Source organism: Brevibacillus sp. HB1.3, from assembly GCF_013186635.1.
Taxonomy (GTDB): domain Bacteria; phylum Bacillota; class Bacilli; order Brevibacillales; family Brevibacillaceae; genus Brevibacillus; species Brevibacillus brevis_D.
The window spans coordinates 188,970-206,913 of record NZ_JABMIT010000008.1; the positions used below are offsets into that span (position 1 = coordinate 188,970).

Below are 17,944 nucleotides of genomic sequence, written 5' to 3' on the forward strand. Positions count from 1 at the left end.
AAATGTTGATGAACGAATGGGACCCTATGGGACTAATACAGATGGGGGCTCCCGAGGACGAATATGACTCCTACTCAGCAAAAAGTTCTCATTATAATCCAAACCTCTAAACACGACATTGAGGCTAAAAATAATCTCGAATCTTATTTAGATGCTCTGATTCACAAAGAGTTGGATAACCCATCTTGTATTCCCGCCAGCATCATTGCTGATAGATTGCTGGAGTGGTAATGGGTGATTCTACACAATAACTATTTTGTTAACTACTGTTTTCAGTATTTTGTTAATCTAGCATTATTGAACCCTTTGGCGATCTCGGTAATTTCGTCAATGGATCGCTCCAGTTCTTTGCGCTCGTCGTTGGTCAAATCGTTTCGCCTCCCCCTTTTGCCGTCGGTCTACTTTATGTATATGAGGAACCGTGCTAAAAAGACGCCAGCATTTAGAAAAGATATCGTGAATTATCAATTATACTGGTGGTAATCTTGAAGTAAACGTAAGAAAATCTACTATAATAGATCATTGGTTCTGAGATGAGGTGAGATAGTGAAAACTTTTGGGTACTTACTTACTTTCATACTCAACTTGATAGTTGCTTACTTTATATACGATCAATCCAGCTATGTAAAACCTCTCTTGCAGTCTATTTTTATCGTGGCCTTGATCGTTATCATGGATTTCATTACGAATAAAAAGAGTAATCACGTAAAGCACAAATAAAGATATTGGGTAAAGACGCCAGCCTCCCGAAGAAAAAAGGCATCCCCGATTGGAGACACCCTTGGTTTGTTTTTCATCTTGCTCCTTAACCCTTGAACCAGCCACGTACACCAGAATAAATAAGAGCTCCTGCGAATACGACCACAGTGATCAGACCCAATCCATCCACTACCGGGTCCACCCCACTTAGGAAGGAACCGTCCAACGGCGCTTTCAACAATGCGAAGCCACCAAGAAGCCCTCCTACGTTAGAAATCCATTTGTTCATATTACGTCACCTCCCGTCGCAGCGACCTGTAAGCGTTGCCACTGCGATACTTTACTCTATGTTGGAGGTTGACAAGCGGCTTGTATGGTAGTCCAAGGCGTGTTCACTAAATTACAATTGGGCAATGTCTATCTTTTTACGCTAAAATAGAGGTCGGATAGATGTACAGGTTATGCGAAAAAAGGAGTGACGCACTCATGAAGCTGTTTTTGATGCTTGGCAGTATCAGTGGATTTCTTTCGGTTGCGTTGGGAGCATTCGGGGCACATGCACTGAAGGAAAAATTGGACGAATATTCGCTGGGCATTTTCCATACGGGCGTGACCTATCAGACGACACATGCACTGGCTCTGGTGCTGGTTGCTCTGTTGCTCAAATGGTACCCGGATTCTTCTGGCCTCGTTTGGGCAGGCTGGTGCTTTACAGCCGGAACGTTGATCTTCTCCGGCAGTCTCTACACGCTGGCGATGACTGGTATTAAGGTTCTCGGTGCGATTACGCCGATTGGCGGAGTCTTGTTCCTTGCTGGCTGGGCGTTGCTTGCGATTCATGCCTGGAAAACCGTATCGTAAACGAAAGAGTTCATATGCTTGCAAAAGGTTGGGATCTTGCTCCCAGCCTTTTTTCTATGCAAAAAATCGAAAGCGGGTTGTGTCGATTCTCTAATGCTTGGCGTCTAATTCTGTTGAAGAGGGGAGGGAGAAAATGGAATCCACACCTTTTGATGAGAAGTACTGGATTTCGCGTGCCAAAGAAAATCGAGAGGACTTTGCTCCTATTTATGATCATTATGTAAAGCGAATTTACCGTTATTTTTCATTCAAAGTGGGGAAATTGCTAGCCGAGGATCTGACACAGCAGACCTTCTTAAAAGCGATGAGTCGGCTTGACAGCTTTCGGGAAGAGTCGCTTTTTTTCACCTGGCTGTTTCAGATTGCCAAGTACACGCTCTTAGACGAGCAACGCAAGCAAAAGCGGCGCCCGAGAGAATGGGAGCTTGATTCTCTATCTGCCAATTCGTCTCCCTGCTATGCAGAGCAAGCAGACACTCAACTCGATTTAGCCTCTGCCCTGCAGCAAATCAATGAGATCGAACGGGAAATTATCATGCTTAAATTTTTCGGTGAATGTACCTTTGCCGAGATCGCACAAATCATGCAAATGGGCGAAAGTGCCGTAAAAAATCGCCTGTATCGCGCCTTAGAAAAGGTAAAAGGAAATCTACGAGGATCGGAGGATTCTTATGAAGCGCAATTCAGACGAGATTGTTTCTGAACAAATCGAGAGCTTTGCCAAGTGGCTGGGGGCGCCTCACTCGGAGTTGCGCAACGGGGCTCTGGCTTATGACGCATCTGAGCTTATTGACATCGTCAAACAGCTTGAACGAGAAAACGGAATACACACCCCTGACGAAGAAACCGTAGCACGGATGAAAAGCAATTTATTCAGAACCATGCCACAAGAGCAGTCATCCGGTTCCCGTATCCGCATGAAAAAGATTTTCATGGCCTCTGCTAGCGTTGCGTCCTTCCTGCTTTTCACCCTCCTGGCGCTCGGATTTTCCTCACCCACATGGGCAGAAAAGCTGAAGCATGTACCGGTCATCAGCTCTGTCTTTGAACTGTTTCAAGAAGATACTCTACAAATCGCCAACGAAAAAGGGCTAATTACCGCAGTCAACCAAAGCGCAGTTGTCAATGGCATTACGATAACAGTCAACGAAGTATTTTACGATGGGATACAATTGGGAATTGGCTATTTGATTCAGATGCCCGAAACGACCGAAAAAGCAGCCGCCCAGGAAATCGCAGAAAGAATCGTGCTAAAGGATTTTACCTTGGCTGAGCCCATCGATAACACCGGAGCTGGCTGGAGCAATGAGGTCAAACAGATGGAGGATTATTTGTTCGCAGGTGTTACTACCATTACCCTCAATGGCAATTGGCCCGATCAGTTTACGATGCAAGCACAGTTATATGACTATCAAAATACACAAAACACATGGAACCTGAAACTTCCTGTTGTGAAGCAGTTTGCGAAGATTGACAGCAAGACCCTCACGCCTAACATCAGCCAAACCTTGCGTAGTAATTTTGCATTTCAAGTCAAAGAGGTTACACTCACGCCGGTATCCACAACGGTTGTACTAAAAGAAATTCCGCCTGACGACAAGCTGTATGAGCCGTCGTACACTCTCCTCGATCCAAGCGGAAAGGAAATTCGTATTGAGGAGGAAAGTACGAATTACGACGAGAATGGGATTTCGCGAAAATTTATCGTTTCCTTCAAGGAAAAACCCGCGTACATCCAATTAATCCCGCATATGAGCGGAGAAGCAGAACCGGATAAAGCAGTAAAAATTTCGTTACAGTAAAGGAGATCGACCATGAAAATACAACCTTTTCAAGCAATCGGCAGTTTATTGTTGGCAGCTATTATCGGTTTGACAGGAGTCGCGACTGCAAGTTCGGGGCATACTCCCACCGCGCAGCCACGTGATGCAAGTAAGCAGGAATCAATACCTGCTCTCGTAGAAGCGAGTTTTCAAAAGCTGCTTGAAGTTGAGCCCTCGCTGAAAACGTGGAAAATCATGGGGGTGCATAAGTCTCCCATGTCTATATCAGGAGACATTCGGGGAGTATGGACGATTACCCTAAACGAAACAGGGAATGCATCGGATAGAGGGAAACGTTTTTCCGAAATGCAATTCGACAGTACGACGGGCATTTTGCTGTACTATCACGGTGGTCCCTTTCCCGTAGCGAAAGTAGCGTCCCGCCATAAGGATTTCTACCTAAAACGTGGTCAAGAGCTTATGAACCAAATACTTGGCAGCGAATATACGAAGCAGTTTAAAACCGTTAGTAACCAATTCATTGAAACAGGAGATACAAACGGATTTACACGAGAGCTAGGCGGGATTACTTTTAAAGCCGAGAAGGAGCAAATTGAACTAACCATTGACTCAGACGGCCGCCTGGAGCAATACCATCGCGTTCGTCTTTCTCCCCAGAAAAAGTAATCCAAAACTCGTTCAGACACCAGCTACAATGGTGTCTGTTTTTTCTTCCTGACACCCTCCATGGACGATCGCCATATGCTGTAGGGTTAGCAGTTACCCCACTCACAAGGAGAGGAAATCATGACAAAGCCCTCCTATACTCGCCCCTCGTACTTTTTCGGCGGAATACCAGATGTCTACATGCAGATGGGGTACTATCCGTTTCCCACTCCTTCTGCTACGGAACAGCTGAGTCGGAGTGTTCACATTCCGTATGCGATGTCGATGGCGGATCAATGCAAATACTTCATGGGACAGTCGGAAAAAATAACCGTGGGCGATGGGGCTATTGGGATTGCTGCCTTGTCGAATCCCTTACGCTCCAGTGTTCATTTGTTTGTCCATCACTGGATGATCACCAATCCATCCCCGCACCCGATAGAAGCACATTTCTTGTTTGGCAAAGCCTCCTCAATCACAGGTACGACTCTCTCCCGTCAAGTGACTTCTGGTTATGTTCAACTCCCCGCATGTCCAGCCGCCCAAGGGCAAATTTTGCATGGCACTGGTATGACGGATACCTTTTCTGATCACATTCATACTGCCACACGAATCATTCCGGCATCCTCTACCGTTGAGGCGACCCCTAGCGGACAGTGGATTCTCGGACCTGGCATGTCACTCATTGTTCGCGTTCCAAACACTGGTGAGAAGACATCCTTTTCCTTTTCAATAGACTGGTGGGAACAACCCGTATATGGGTAGCTCTCACTGGAACACTTGACGGACAAGTCTAGCCACAACAAAAAAGGGAACCCCCAAAGGAGTTCCCTGTCATTTTACTTTGTATTTTTCCTATACCATGTTGAAAAGCCAATTTTCACGTGATAAAATGAGAATTGGTCTGTTGGTTAATTGATAATATGTAACTATTTTATCTCCAATATAATAGTACCACATTCACTTTCGATTGTCAAACCTTCAGGCCAAAAATGGGGAACGAAAAAGGAGCGGTACCATGAGCGTGACTGATCAAGATCGGCAAAACGAACAACAACGTGTTGAACAAGTCATCTCAGAGATAAAGAACCGAATAGATGACCTTAAAGAGCATGTGAATGTCGTGAGCGAGGATATCATCGGCATTCGCAAGCATTTTTGGGACGACGTGACAGTCAACTTCGAGGATGCCATTGAAGCTGTCGAGACTTACGCCAGTATCAAGCAGCAAGCGGAGGTCCTGTCCGAGCGTGAACGCATCCATCGCCATGCCCAAAATCAGTTGCGTACGCTGCAGCGCTTGTTGCACTCTCCCTATTTTGGCAGGATTGATTTTCAAGAAGAGCTGGAATCGAAGCCAGAAGCCATCTACCTTGGCATTGCTTCTTTGCTGGATAAAAACGACGAGGAGTTTCTCGTCTACGACTGGCGCGCTCCGATCTCCAGTCTGTATTATGACTACTCGCCGGGGCCAGCCGAGTACAATACACCAGGTGGTAGCGTAAATGGAGAGATTACGTGCAAAAGACAATACATCATTCGCGACGGCAAATTGCTGCACCTGTTCGATACGGGCGTGACGATTGGCGACGAGCTGCTTCAGGAGGTACTCGGCAAACAGGCTGACTCGCAGATGAAAAGCATCGTGGCCACGATCCAACGGGATCAAAACCGCATCATCCGCAATGAACGAAGCCGACTCGTCATCGTCTCTGGAGCTGCCGGCAGCGGGAAAACGTCTGCGGCCCTGCAACGAATCGCTTATTTGTTATACCGTTATCGCAAGACATTGACCGCAGAGCAAATCGTCTTGTTTTCGCCCAACTCTTTGTTTAACAGCTACGTCTCGACCGTTCTTCCTGAGCTCGGCGAGGAAAATATGCAGCAAACGACTTTTCAGGAATACGCGGAGCATCGTCTCGGTGACGAATTCCAACTGGAAAATCCGCTTGAACAGATGGAGTATGTACTGACAGCAAGTGATCAGTCTGGATATGAGGCGCGGCTGGAAGGGATCCGTTTCAAGTCAAGCGCCTTGTTTTTGCAGGCCATGGATGAATACGCGAATAGCTTGAAACAAGCTGGAATCATGTTTCTCCCTGTTACATTTAGGGACCAGACACTAATCAGTGCGGCTCACATCCATGAGCTGTTTTATTCTCTCGATACGAATCTGCCGATCCCCAATCGGATGGTACTCGTTGCAAAATCACTGCTGACAGAGCTGAAAAAAATGGAACAGCGCGAACGATCAAAGCCATGGGTAGAAGATGAAATGGAGCTGCTTGACCGAGATTCGTATGTAGCTGCCTATCAATCGCTGCGCCGCAAAAAGCAGTTTCGGGAGGATACCTTCGATGACTTCGAACGCGAGCAGGAGCTCTTAGCCACATGGATCGTCAAAAAACAGTTTCAGCCTCTGCGCGATTTTATCCGGGAGCTTCAATTTATTGATACTCGCGCTATTTACCTCCAGCTCTTCTTATCACCTGACTTGCTCGGGACGCTTGCGCCAAGCACTCTCCAACACGATGTATTAGACAAGTGGCCGGCAGTGTGCGAACAAACAGCAGAGCGTTTAGAGCAACAGTATTTGGCATGTGAAGACATCCCTCCTTATTTGTATTTGCAGGAACGATTGGAGGGCAAGCAGACGAACAACCTCGTCCGTCATGTCTTCCTCGATGAAGCCCAAGACTACTCCCCCTTTCAGTTCGCTCTCATCAAGAGCTTGTTTCCCCGTGCCAAAATGACTGTGCTGGGAGACTGGAATCAAGCGATTTACGCCCATGCGTATCACCAAAATAGCTTTGATGCTGTCACATCCCTGTTTGAGCCTGAAGAGACGGAGACCTTCGTCCTGACCAAAAGCTACCGCTCCACCTATCCCATCGTCTTGTTTACGCGGCAACTTTTGCGAAACGGGGAGATGATTGAGCCTTTTATGCGCGATGGTCGCTTGCCAACTCTAACCAAGGTGACATCCCCTCAAGCTCATACCGATCAAATCGAAGCACGCATACGTGAGCTCACTGATCGTGGTCATCAGACGATCGCTGTTATCACAAAAACGCTAGAGGAAGCTCAAATCGTTCATGACGCTTTGCAAGAAAGATTGCCGATTCGCTTGATCAAGCCCGCTACTCTTTCCTTCGAGAAAGGAATCTTGATCATTCCCTCTTATTTGGCAAAAGGAGTCGAGTTCGATGCGGTCATCCTTTATGATGCTTCCGCTACATCCTACGGCGAAGAAAGTGAACGCAAGCTATTTTACACGGCATGTACACGTGCCATGCATGAGCTGCACCTTTACTATTCGGGTGAAAAAAGTCCATTTATAGATAACGTCTCTCCTGAGTATTACGAGCTGTTTATTTAAAAAAAGAGATCCAGCTGACCGCTTACTGGTTCAGCCGGATCTTTTTTTCACTTTTTTAGACCCACACAAATTGTGACAAGCAACAGGATCAAATCCATCTCATAACCGCCCACAAAGCCTTTCGCCCATTTTACCGTCACAATCGCACCTGCCATGATCGCAGCTAATCCCCATGCGGCATATCTCGCCCCAACTCCAATGATCAGCGCGAGGCCGCCGAGTAGTTCTACGATCAACACCAGATACGCCAGCCACCCCGGCAAACCGAGATCACCAAACGTCGTCACAACAGTAGCCATCCCTTTTTGCAGTTTGGCTATGCCATGGATGAAAAACAAGATTCCCGTCGCGATCCGTAATAAAGAAAACGCCTTTTCGTAAGCCATCTTCTCTTATTCTCCCTCCCCTCCACCACTACCATATGCCTACTTGCGTACAATCAGTCTTGTACTCTTCGGCGGGACAACAGCTCAAAGCTTTGGTGCTTGCAACGAGGGCATCCGCGTTTTTTCAACTGTTCGATCGTCACTATTTTTGCCTGTGCACCTACCTGGATTGATCTTTTGCAACGCTTGCATTGATACTCACGCTTGGAAGGAGTCTCTTCGCCTGTGTACAACGACTCCAGAAATGGATGCTTGATTGTCGGAGTCGTCAGCTCTGTTGTGGTAAGCACGATCATCTGTCCCTTGTTTCCAATCATTTGCGCCGCTTCGTATTCATTGAAATGACTGAGCACCTCTCGTACGGTCAAGCCTGCCAGCACGAACTCCCGTTGCATATTTAGCGTAAAATCAGGTGATTTATGCGCAAAGGAAAGGAAGATGGACAGTCCTTTTTGCTTTTGCAGCCCACTGATTCCGCGGGATAAAAACAGCGCCATTCCTTGCAGCGTGTAAGGTGGATCAGTAAAAAAGCAATCGTAGCCACCCTGTAGCTTCTTCGGCAGCGGCTGCCGCAAATCAGCCTGATGGCAGGCAACGGTCAATGCTTTTTGCTTGGACACATCCGTAATGTACTGAAGAAAACGTTCATCGATATCGACTACGTCAATTTGCTCTGGACGTTGTTGATTCCCTGGAAACAAGCGCTTGAGCAAAAGTCCCAGCGAGATGCTGACCAAATCATCATCCCCGACACATAATATTTTTTTGCCCACCAAGCTCTGATGCCGCAAGCATAAGATTGCCCTGCGCAGACTCGTCTCGACTGTGCATTTGGACTGATCGATCTGTACATCGACTTGCGGACGCCCAGCAAAAATCATCTCCATCTCCGCTTGCAAGTCAGCCAGCTCGGTTTTCCAAGCTTCGTCGTCTCTCATCAGCTTTTCGTACAGCCCTCGATCCAGCCCACCATACCCTAGCTTTTGCTCAACGAACGCTTCCCCCTCTGCGGTGCATCTCACCCCGCTTCCTTGCTGTATGGCACCTGCCTTGATCAGCTCTTTTTTGACGGCAGTCGCCACCGGTACAGGCAAGAGTACTTTTCTTGCCAGCTCTTTCGTAGGCAAACCCGGATGAAAATAGCAAGCGAGCAGAAACTGTTCGATCACTTGTTGACCTTCTTGTAAACGCACTTGTTTATAAGTGTCTTCGATATAATTTTTCATGTGGAGTACCTCTTTTCAAAAGGGATGGACCCATCGATGCACGCAAAAAAGGCAGAGCATGAACATTCGTTCATCTCCGCCTTGAGGGCATACGTTCGCTACGTGCGCGTGGATAGTCACGCAAAAAAACCGTGCGTAAGAGCACGGTTCCCGTAGTCGAGCAAATGGGTAGATGGATGACCGTAAGTTCTTAACTAATCAAGGCCTCCTCTGTTCCATAGCAAATAAACTCATATGACATGAGGTTTTTGCCAAAAACAATGGGAGTACCCTATCCAGTTGCTTAGTTAAGAACACACACCGACATCAAAACGTCCCCTTTTGAAAAAGATACTTTCCATTATACGGCAATCGCAATCAATCGGCAAGAAGCTACATGGCAGTCTCTACAATCGCATTTCTAGGCTGCTTCCGCTGTTCATGCAATCTGCGTCCAAGCCAATAAAAGATCAAGCTGACCAGCGCCAATACTGCCATGACCCCAAACATCACGGGGCCACCATATGCGGTGAGCACCATACCACCTGCCCATGGTCCAAGGAAGCTCCCGAGCATCGTTGCGCTTTGTGCCCCATAGTAAGTCCCTCTCATATTCGCGGGACTGATCTCGTCGATTTGCGCATACTCCGCTGGTATGATCAAGATTTCCCCGAGCGTAAAAACGATCATCGCTGTCATAAACCAAGCCCAATTTGACGAAAAAGCAAAACCAACTTCTCCTATGGCCATCAATACAGCACCGCCTGCTATCCTCGCAAACAAGGAGTACCGCTCAACCAGCCTCGTTACTGGAATTTGCAAAAGCAAGACGGTAAATCCGTTGACGCTCATCAAGGTTCCAAACAAGGCGACACCCTCCGAAAAGTTTTCGCGCAAGTATTGGGAGAGCGTAACAGACATCTGACCGTACACCGTCACTAACAGGATTCCGCCTGTGACAAAGGTAAGAAGGACGACATCCTTTCTGAGCACTTGCCAGATCTCACCCAAACTGGCTCTCTCCACCGCTCCGTTCTCCCCACGGTTATCGGTGACGCCGCATTTCCGACATGCCACTACTAAAATGACGGCAAAGCTCATCAAGGATACCGCAGTCAGTATAAACGCCAGATTGCTGCCGGAAATCCCCAAAAAGGCACCGAGCATAGGACCAATCGCGAAGCCAAGATTGCTCGCAAGATAGCGATTCGAGAACACACGAAAACGTTTATGCTCGGGCGTCAAATCGCCCATCAACGCTTTTGAAACCGTCGCAAAAATCGAAGCCGCGAATCCCATAACCATACTGATTACCAGTAAACCAATCGGATGTGCCACTGTAATGAAGCCGATCATCGAGCACGCCATAGCAAGCAAGGAAAAAAACATCAGCTTTTGTCTGCCAAACAAATCTGAGAGAACCCCGCCAACAAATCCCCCTACTGTTCCAGCCAAAGGACCCGCTCCGATAATCAGCCCAATATAGGCGTATGAGAGCTTCGTCGTTTCACCGAGATAGATCGCCAGAAAAGGGATACTCATCGATTGGGTGAGCTGAACGAACACCGTCCCTGCCATCAACAGATGAACAATCGGATGATACGCCTCCCACACTTGCCTCATTTTGCTCATACTGATTCAACCTACCCTCTTAACAAAATCATGCTATTTCCGTAAGCAAAATCACTCTGATGCATGGAAGAAAGAACGAAGCAAGACCGGGAGACGCTCGACGAAGGCTTCTCGCAGACTGTAGTAGGAAATCGTCGTACTTCCTGTGTAGTGAGCACGAATCAGCCCCGCTCTGCGCAACGCCGTTACATGATGATGAACGGTGCTTTTTGCCAAGGATACTTGCTTTTGTAACTCACCAAGGGTGCACGTCTTTTTTGCCAGACAGCGCAAAATTTGCAGGCGCTTCTCATCTGCCAGACACTGTGTGATAGGCAACAGCTCCAAGAGTGGCTGTGGTTTGGTCGTTGCCGCATCTTTGACAGGGTACATGCAAGTGGCAAGCCCCCGATAAAAGTCGAGAACAGAAGAATGGGCACAGTGATATTGCGGGATCAGTACAACCTCTCGCAAATCTGCCATCGGCTCAATCCAGATACCGTTTGTAACATGATCGACCAAATCGATTGGAGGCGTTTCTTTGGCGCGAGCCGTCAGCTCATCGGCGCTCCGTTGCAGGCTCTCCAAAATGCGTGGGTCCATCTTCGAAAAATAATGCTCATTCCACCGGGTAAGCAAGGATAGGCTGCGATCACGGATTTCTCCCAGGTTCAGCGGGATTGTCTCCACCCACGGCGCAAGGCGCTCATAAATTTCACCGGGAGGGATGCTTTCCAGCCACCCTAGAAATTCTTCAACGGATTTGGTCTGGGGCGATTGCGCTACTAGCAGTACCAAGCGGTGGAGTACCTCCCAACGTTCGTCTGCGAGTTCATCTGCAAAAGACGTCGGGAGCTTTTGTTTTGTCTCCTCTAACCAAGCTGTACCAAGCAAACTATGCTTGCGGTCTTTCTCGTAAATGTAAGTGTAGAGGCTAATGATACATTCATACGCAGGAGACCATTCTACTCTGATCGAATATAATTCATTCATTCTATCACCATCGAACATTTAGTTTTTTTCAGTGTATCATTCTTGGTGGATTTTGCATAGTTCCATTTGGGGTCAACATAGTGGAGGAGAAGAAAAAGCACAGTGCTCTTCGACTCTGACACGCCAGCAGGGGGATTCAACTGTCCGTCTCCACTTTCAAAAGGGGACCGTCGAGCCAAAGCCACCCTACGGGCGGATGTATCTCAAGGAAGAAGTGTTCGACAAGCGTGGTCCCCTTTTGAAAGTTCCAACTGGGGAGGCGTTGTCAAGGTCTACGAGCCCTGTGCTTTTTCTTCTTACCAGGCTTTGTTGGTTTATCGATACCACTTAAACCTTTGGCAAAAAAACGCAAAAAAAGTAAGCCCCCAGCTTCACCAAACTGACGAGGCTTACCTATACTAGCTTCCCTTATACAAACGGTGGGTCCCACGCTTTTTTTCGCCAACCCAACCGATGATCAACGACGTTTAAATCACGATCCAAGACAACATCTACACCAAATGGCAGCTTGCGGTTGTACCAAAAGCGCACGTCGCTCCACGTGACTTCATAACCGTCGGCTATCTCCTTCCACGTGACGTGGATTCGTTGAGCAAATCCGAGAAAAGCACGAACGCCATCCACACCGACAGTAGCCTGGATAATCGCATCACGCTGTTGCTTCGGATATACATCCTCCAGTATTACACGCGCATACTCGATTCTCCCTGTGTAAAACAGCTCCTCCGTCTCAACGACGAATCTCCAGTGAAATGGATGTATGCTCGGGAACACATGGGATATGCCCCTTGTTTCCAATGCCATAACTACCCGTTTGACGTTACGGTGATGCTGCCAAGCCCGCACGCCAATATACACGAGCGTCATGGCATATGCCACCGGAAATAACACTGTAGGATCTCCTCTAAAAGCGATCCACCAGATCGCCGCTGTCAGATGAATGGCGAATACCAGTGGCTCAAAAATCGCGAGCACATCCAAATGCACCCAACGCTTGCTAATCGGACGTATACATTGGACTCCATAGGCGTTTAGCATATCGAGAAAAACATGCAGCATAACAGCTAACAGCGTCCAACCGTACAAAATGCCGAACTGCCCCATGAGACCAAACCCCCAGGCAAGAGAAAGACTGATGATGAGGGGCCACAGAAACAAGGCGGGAATCGAATGCGTAATTCCTCGATGAAAGCGAATGTAAAAAGAAATACCGCGAAGTCTGGCCACAGTGTCGAAATCCGGGGCATGAGAACCCACTACCGTTGCGATCATCAGCGCCTGTGCAAGCGCCGGATCATTCGCCACTCCCGGCGTGATATGAGCTAACCCCGCCAGTGTGACACCCAACAAAAGATGACTGCCAGTGTCCATTACGATGCCTCCCTTTACAAGTACTCCCTTCTCTTTTACTGTACGAAAAAATAGCGAGGATTCTATAAACCGCAGGTAAATGTTATCCGAAGATTTCTTCTGCAATGTTAACAATCTCTCAACGAAAAAAAGCAGCCTGTCAGAATAGTGACAGACTGCTTGGAACTAATTTATTCGTACATTTATGCTTCTTCTGTCAGGCGCAGGAATTCGTCGATGTCTGCCACAGCCAGGTCAACAGCTTTTTGCCAGAACTCAACTGTCGTCATATCCTCACCGAGATGCTTCTTCGCCAAGTCTTCCACCATCAGGCGGCCTGTATCTTGGAGCAGTGCATCGTATTTCGGCGCGAAGCTTTCCCCTTCTTCAAGCGCACGCGCATAGACACTCATGCTGAACAAGTACCCGAATGTGTACGGGAAGTTGTAGAACGGGTACGACGTGATATAGAAATGCAGCTTGGATGCCCAGAAATGCGGCTCGTAATCTGCCAAAGCGCCGTTGTACGCTTGCTTTTGCGCGTCTTCCATGATTCGGTCGAGATCAGCCGCGCTAACGAGACCTTCTTTACGCTTCTCATAGAAGTTTTTCTCGAAAATAAAGCGAGCGTGGATGTTCATGAAAAACGCGACGATGGATTGCAGCTTATCTTCCAAGAGCACCAGTTTTTCATCGTCATTGGCTGCATTTTTCACAGCAGCGTCAGCGAGGATCATCTCTGCGAAGGTCGATGCTGTTTCCGCCACGTTCATCGCGTAGTTTTGGTTAAGGGCTGGCAAATCCCACATGACTTGCTGATGATACGCATGCCCCAGCTCATGTGCCAGTGTGGATACATTACTTGCGCTTCCCGCATACGTCATGAACACACGCGACTGCTTGCTGACTGGGAAGCTCGTGCAGAATCCGCCTGGGCGCTTGCCAGGACGATCCTCTGCCTCAATCCAGCCCTCATCGAATGCCTTTTGCGCAAACTCAGCCATGCTCGGATTGAAGCGGTTGAAGTGCTCAACGATCAGGGCAGCTGCTTCATCGTAGGACACTTCTTTATGTACATTCCCGACTGGAGCTCCTACATCGTACCAGCTCAGCTTGTCTACACCAAGTAGCTTTGCCTTGCGCTCCAAGTAGGCAACCAGACGATCCTTGCGATTGTCGATGGCCTGCCACATCGCGTCGAGTGTCTTTTCCTGCATTCGTCCGATATCCAGTGGTTCACGCAGGACGGAATCCCAGCCGCGATGACGGTACAGAGAGAGTCGGAAACCACCCAAGTGATTCAGCGCTTGTGCGCACAGCTCCGTTTCCTTGCCCCAAGCTTCATTCCACTTTTCAAAAACATGGGAACGCACAGCACGGTCAGGACTACTCATCAGGTTAGAAGCTTGCCCCACGGACAGCTGCTTCTTCTCCCCATTGACCTCAACCTCAATGCTCATACGTCCCACAACCGCATTGTACAAGTCTTGCCAAGCATGATAGCCGTCTACAGCCAAATCGTTTGCCAGCACTTCTTGTTCAGGGGACAGCTTTTCCTGTGCACGGCGACGGCGCTCATTCAGCACAAAAGCAAGCGATTGCAATTCTTCATCTGCCAACAAATTCTCCCATGCAGCCTCGTCGATAGCCAGCAGTTGTTCTTCCCATCGCGTCAATACTGCACCAAACGCAGCCGAGATGCTCTTTACACGTCCACCCATCAGCTTGGCAGGCTCATCCTTTACATTTTGAGCAGTCAGGCAGGAAATGAATGCACCTGCTTGTCTCACTCGCACGGCAATGCTTTGAACTTGAGCGACAACCTCTTTGAAAGCGGATGTTTCATGCAAACCAGCGCCAGATTGCTCGAAACGCGCCTTCAGGTTAGCAATATCCCCTTCCACTTTCACTAAAAACGCCCGAAAATCCTCTGATTCACTGCCACCAGGAAAAATCACATCCATATCCCAGCGTTGCGGCAATGCTTTTGTCATATGTACCCCTCCTCAAAAAACTCCTTCGATAAAAATATTTCTATAATAAGGTAGCTATTCCCTCCCCATTTATTCATATCGTTAGAAAAGCGACTGCCATGTAAGCAGTCGCCAGCTTTTCACACCTATTGAACAGGGATCGAAAACGTCTCCCCTTGTTTTTCAACAACGATCCTGTCCCTCTCGTCCCCCGCTGCTGCCAACAGACGCTCAAACGGCTCATCAACTGGCTCACGCGAGAGCACAAACGTATTCCAATGAATAGGCACCAGCCACTTGGCTCTGGTCTCCTTGAACATTTGCCATGCTTGCTCTGGCGTACAATGCGCTGCCTGATACGAGTCTGGCTTGTAGGCGCCAATCGGCATGAATACCAGATCGATCGGCCCGAATTGCTTCGGCAAATTTTCCATGGAGATATAAGCGGTATCGCCGGGATAGAGGATGCACACACCATTTTTCTCAATCATATAGCCATTGTAGCCATACTCATGATTCCATGGAAAACGGTTGCCCCAATGTCGGACAGGAATCGCCGTAATCGTCAGTCCTTCTTTGGTTGTAACGGCTTCACCTGGCTGCATTTCCTCATACGAACCAAATGGCATATGCTTGAACAGCTTGCTCGTCTGGTGCGCTGTAATGACATGTGTGGATCGATTCGCTATTTTCTGCAAGGTTGGTAGATCGACATGATCCAAATGGGCATGCGATAGCAAAATGATATCTACCTCGCCAAGTTCAGAAAAGTCGAGGGCAGGAGGTGTAAAGCGCTTGGGACCAAAATGGACACCTGCTAGCTTAATCCCCAGCTTCTCACCCAAAACCGGATCCGTCAGTATTTTCGTACCAAACATATTCAACAGAATCGTCGAGTGGCCGATCCATGTAAATGTAACCTCATCGTGACTCCAGTCGGCAGGTATTGGTTTTTTCGTGTCCAGATGACGAAACTCCGGCTTCGGAAGCTGTCCCATATGGTACCAGTAGCGGTAAGCCACATAGCCAATCAATCCGAGTGTGAGTACCCCCACTATGGAGCCTACCCATGTAAAAAAATTGAGCATTAGACAACTCCCTTTATCCAGCAGTGATTTCCCCCATTATAGCAAATGGCATTATTGCTGTAGCAAGCCTAAAAAAGCGGCAAATTGCTTTTTACGCTTGCTTACTTCCTCCTGCCGGGCTTGCTATAATTGCTAGAGAAAAACGTAGAGAATCGAGGAGAAACCCATGATCCTGCACAAGGGGGAAGTCTTGTTTCGACAAGGAGAAACAGGACCGCTCTATCATCTGAAGAGCGGTCTGTTAAAAATCGTTCGGGTACATGCAGACGGAGCATTGACGCTGGTCAACATCATCGTGCCAGATGAGATCATTCCACATCATTCATTGATGAGCCCGAATCCCTATTACGGGACAGCAATCGCTCTCGTGACCTGTGAGATCGAAGTACTGTCTGCCCTGGATTGGTATCGCCATCTGGATGACCATCCTGAAAAGTGTCGTGATATCGCACTACAGCTGCAAGGGAAGCTGCGGATGATGCAGCAGCGTATCGACCAACTGACCGAAGTCTCTCCTGCTGAAAAGCTTCGCAAGCTCCAGCTTTGGTTTCAGACATTCATTCCTGTCGCCTCGCTTTCGGAGTTGCTGACTCAGGATGAAATCGGTCAACTCATCGGACTTCGCCGCGAGACGGTAAATCGACTGCTGCGCGCTCAAGCTGCGAATCGCGAGTAAGCATACGCTTTTTTCGTGGTTGCCTTTATGCCAAGGTCGCTGCCGGACCAAAAAACTCAAAATGAATGTCTTTTGCTGGCACTCCCCATTCCAACAGAGCACCGTTGATTGTTTTCATGAATGGAATTGGACCACAGAAATAGTAGCTCGCCTCTTTTGTATCGATGACCTTTTGCAGCCACGGCAAGTCGATATATCCTTCTTTCTGGAAAGCACCGTTCAATCGATCCTGTTCGGTCGGCTGTGTATAGCACCAGTGAACAGAAAGCTGCGGATGTTTTGCGGCCAACTCCTCTACTGCTTGCTTCATGGCATGCACATTCCCGTTTTTGGCTGCGTGAATGAAGGTGATCGGACGGTCTGTTCCCGATTTGATCAGTGTGTTCAGCATGCTGATCATTGGGGTCAATCCTACACCACCACTGAGAAGCACAACCGGACGGCTATCCTCTTGCTGCAAGATAAAATCTCCAGCCGGAGCAGACAACTGCAGACTATCTCCTTCCTTCACTTCCTCTGACAAATAAACGGATACTTTTCCTGCTGGCTTATCCTGCATCGCGTCCTCGCGTTTGACAGAAATGCGGTAGTACGCATTCCCAGGTGCATCAGAGAGACTGTACTGGCGAATATGCGTAAATTCCTCGCCCGGTAATTCTACCTTGATGCTGACATACTGTCCTGATTCATAGCTGGAGATCGGTTGACCATCCGCCGGAACCAAATAGAAGGAAGTAATTACGTCGCTTTCCTTCACCTTGCGTTGGACGATAAACTCTCTGAAATCAACCCATCCTCCAGGCTGTCCGCTCGCCTCTTCATACATTTCGTGTTCTACACCGATGAAGGCATCCGCAATGACTCCATACGCTTCCGCCCACGCCTGTAAAATCTCGTCCGTAGCCGCATCCCCAAGTACGTCTTTGATCGCAGCTAGCAGATTTTCCCCGACGATCGGGTAGTGTTCGGCCTTCACTCCCAAACTGCGGTGCTTGTGTCCAATTTGCTTCACAACAGGCAAAATCGTTTCCAGCTTATCAATATATAAAGCCGCAGCATACACCGCATTTGCCAGAGCTGTTTGCTGTCTTCCCTGCTTTTGATTGGCGTGGTTGAAAATATTGAGTAGCTCAGGGTGCTTAGCAAACATCATTTGATAAAAACGTTTTGTAATGGCAGTTCCGTGTACCTCTAGCACAGGAACGGTTGATTTTATGATTTCAATGGTTTTTTGACTTAACATCGTAGAACCTCCTTGAAGTGCTTCGTTCTTTCTCTATTTCAAGTGTACGGG

At 48.1% G+C, this 17,944-nt stretch carries 16 protein-coding genes; 7 read left to right on the forward strand and 9 right to left on the reverse strand.

The annotated features are described in order from the left end of the window. Positions 1-805: 805 nt before the first annotated feature. Positions 806-988, reverse strand: a complete 183-nt coding sequence (locus tag HPY31_RS19520) for a hypothetical protein (RefSeq protein WP_172142071.1) — start codon at positions 986-988, stop codon at positions 806-808. A 197-nt stretch (positions 989-1,185) separates the two neighbouring features. Here HPY31_RS19520 and HPY31_RS19525 point away from each other — a divergent pair, with 197 nt between their 5' ends. From HPY31_RS19525 to helD, 6 genes are all read left to right on the forward strand, one after another. Continuing rightward, entirely contained in the window at positions 1,186-1,560 is a 375-nt protein-coding gene (locus HPY31_RS19525; protein WP_012684886.1) for a DUF423 domain-containing protein, read from the forward strand. 133 nt (positions 1,561-1,693) lie between these two features. Next, complete coding sequence (locus HPY31_RS19530) at positions 1,694-2,263, forward strand: RNA polymerase sigma factor (RefSeq protein WP_172142072.1); 570 nt, start codon at positions 1,694-1,696, stop codon at positions 2,261-2,263. Continuing rightward, entirely contained in the window at positions 2,232-3,362 is a 1,131-nt protein-coding gene (locus HPY31_RS19535) for a DUF4179 domain-containing protein (protein WP_172142073.1), read from the forward strand. The genes HPY31_RS19530 and HPY31_RS19535 overlap by 32 nt, the downstream gene beginning before the upstream one ends. A gap of 12 nt (positions 3,363-3,374) precedes the next feature. Next, complete coding sequence (locus HPY31_RS19540; protein WP_172142074.1) at positions 3,375-4,010, forward strand: hypothetical protein; 636 nt, start codon at positions 3,375-3,377, stop codon at positions 4,008-4,010. Positions 4,011-4,130: 120 nt separating this feature from the next. Next, on the forward strand, positions 4,131-4,754 hold the full coding sequence (locus HPY31_RS19545; protein ID WP_172142075.1) for a DUF6143 family protein: 624 nt from the start codon (positions 4,131-4,133) through the stop codon (positions 4,752-4,754). A gap of 253 nt (positions 4,755-5,007) precedes the next feature. Beyond that, positions 5,008-7,368 carry an RNA polymerase recycling motor HelD gene (gene helD / locus HPY31_RS19550; protein ID WP_172142076.1) on the forward strand — a complete coding sequence of 787 codons (2,361 nt, stop codon included), beginning with the start codon at positions 5,008-5,010 and terminating at the stop codon, positions 7,366-7,368. A 47-nt stretch (positions 7,369-7,415) separates the two neighbouring features. Here the strand turns inward: helD and HPY31_RS19555 are convergent, their stop codons facing one another. The 7 genes from HPY31_RS19555 to HPY31_RS19585 form a co-directional block, all read right to left on the reverse strand. Beyond that, on the reverse strand, positions 7,416-7,754 hold the full coding sequence (locus tag HPY31_RS19555) for a DoxX family protein (protein ID WP_172142077.1): 339 nt from the start codon (positions 7,752-7,754) through the stop codon (positions 7,416-7,418). Between the two features lie 53 nt (positions 7,755-7,807). Beyond that, entirely contained in the window at positions 7,808-8,980 is a 1,173-nt protein-coding gene (locus HPY31_RS19560) for a bis-aminopropyl spermidine synthase family protein (RefSeq protein WP_172142078.1), read from the reverse strand. A 372-nt stretch (positions 8,981-9,352) separates the two neighbouring features. Further along, entirely contained in the window at positions 9,353-10,591 is a 1,239-nt protein-coding gene (locus tag HPY31_RS19565) for an MDR family MFS transporter (RefSeq protein WP_172142079.1), read from the reverse strand. Between the two features lie 51 nt (positions 10,592-10,642). Next, on the reverse strand, positions 10,643-11,563 hold the full coding sequence (locus tag HPY31_RS19570; RefSeq protein ID WP_172142080.1) for an ArsR/SmtB family transcription factor: 921 nt from the start codon (positions 11,561-11,563) through the stop codon (positions 10,643-10,645). A 408-nt stretch (positions 11,564-11,971) separates the two neighbouring features. Further along, positions 11,972-12,934, reverse strand: coding sequence for a metal-dependent hydrolase (locus HPY31_RS19575; protein WP_172142081.1), 963 nt, complete (start codon positions 12,932-12,934; stop codon positions 11,972-11,974). Positions 12,935-13,116: 182 nt separating this feature from the next. After that, positions 13,117-14,907, reverse strand: a complete 1,791-nt coding sequence (locus tag HPY31_RS19580) for a M3 family oligoendopeptidase (protein WP_172142082.1) — start codon at positions 14,905-14,907, stop codon at positions 13,117-13,119. A 125-nt stretch (positions 14,908-15,032) separates the two neighbouring features. Further along, the gene (locus tag HPY31_RS19585) at positions 15,033-15,974 is read right to left on the reverse strand and encodes an MBL fold metallo-hydrolase (RefSeq protein WP_172142083.1); all 942 of its coding nucleotides are present in this window, start codon (positions 15,972-15,974) and stop codon (positions 15,033-15,035) included. Positions 15,975-16,140: 166 nt separating this feature from the next. Here HPY31_RS19585 and HPY31_RS19590 point away from each other — a divergent pair, with 166 nt between their 5' ends. Continuing rightward, positions 16,141-16,650, forward strand: coding sequence for a Crp/Fnr family transcriptional regulator (locus tag HPY31_RS19590; RefSeq protein ID WP_172142084.1), 510 nt, complete (start codon positions 16,141-16,143; stop codon positions 16,648-16,650). Positions 16,651-16,675: 25 nt separating this feature from the next. Here HPY31_RS19590 and hmpA read toward each other — a convergent pair whose 3' ends face one another. Beyond that, the gene (hmpA, locus tag HPY31_RS19595; RefSeq protein ID WP_172142085.1) at positions 16,676-17,893 is read right to left on the reverse strand and encodes an NO-inducible flavohemoprotein; all 1,218 of its coding nucleotides are present in this window, start codon (positions 17,891-17,893) and stop codon (positions 16,676-16,678) included. Positions 17,894-17,944: the final 51 nt, after the last annotated feature.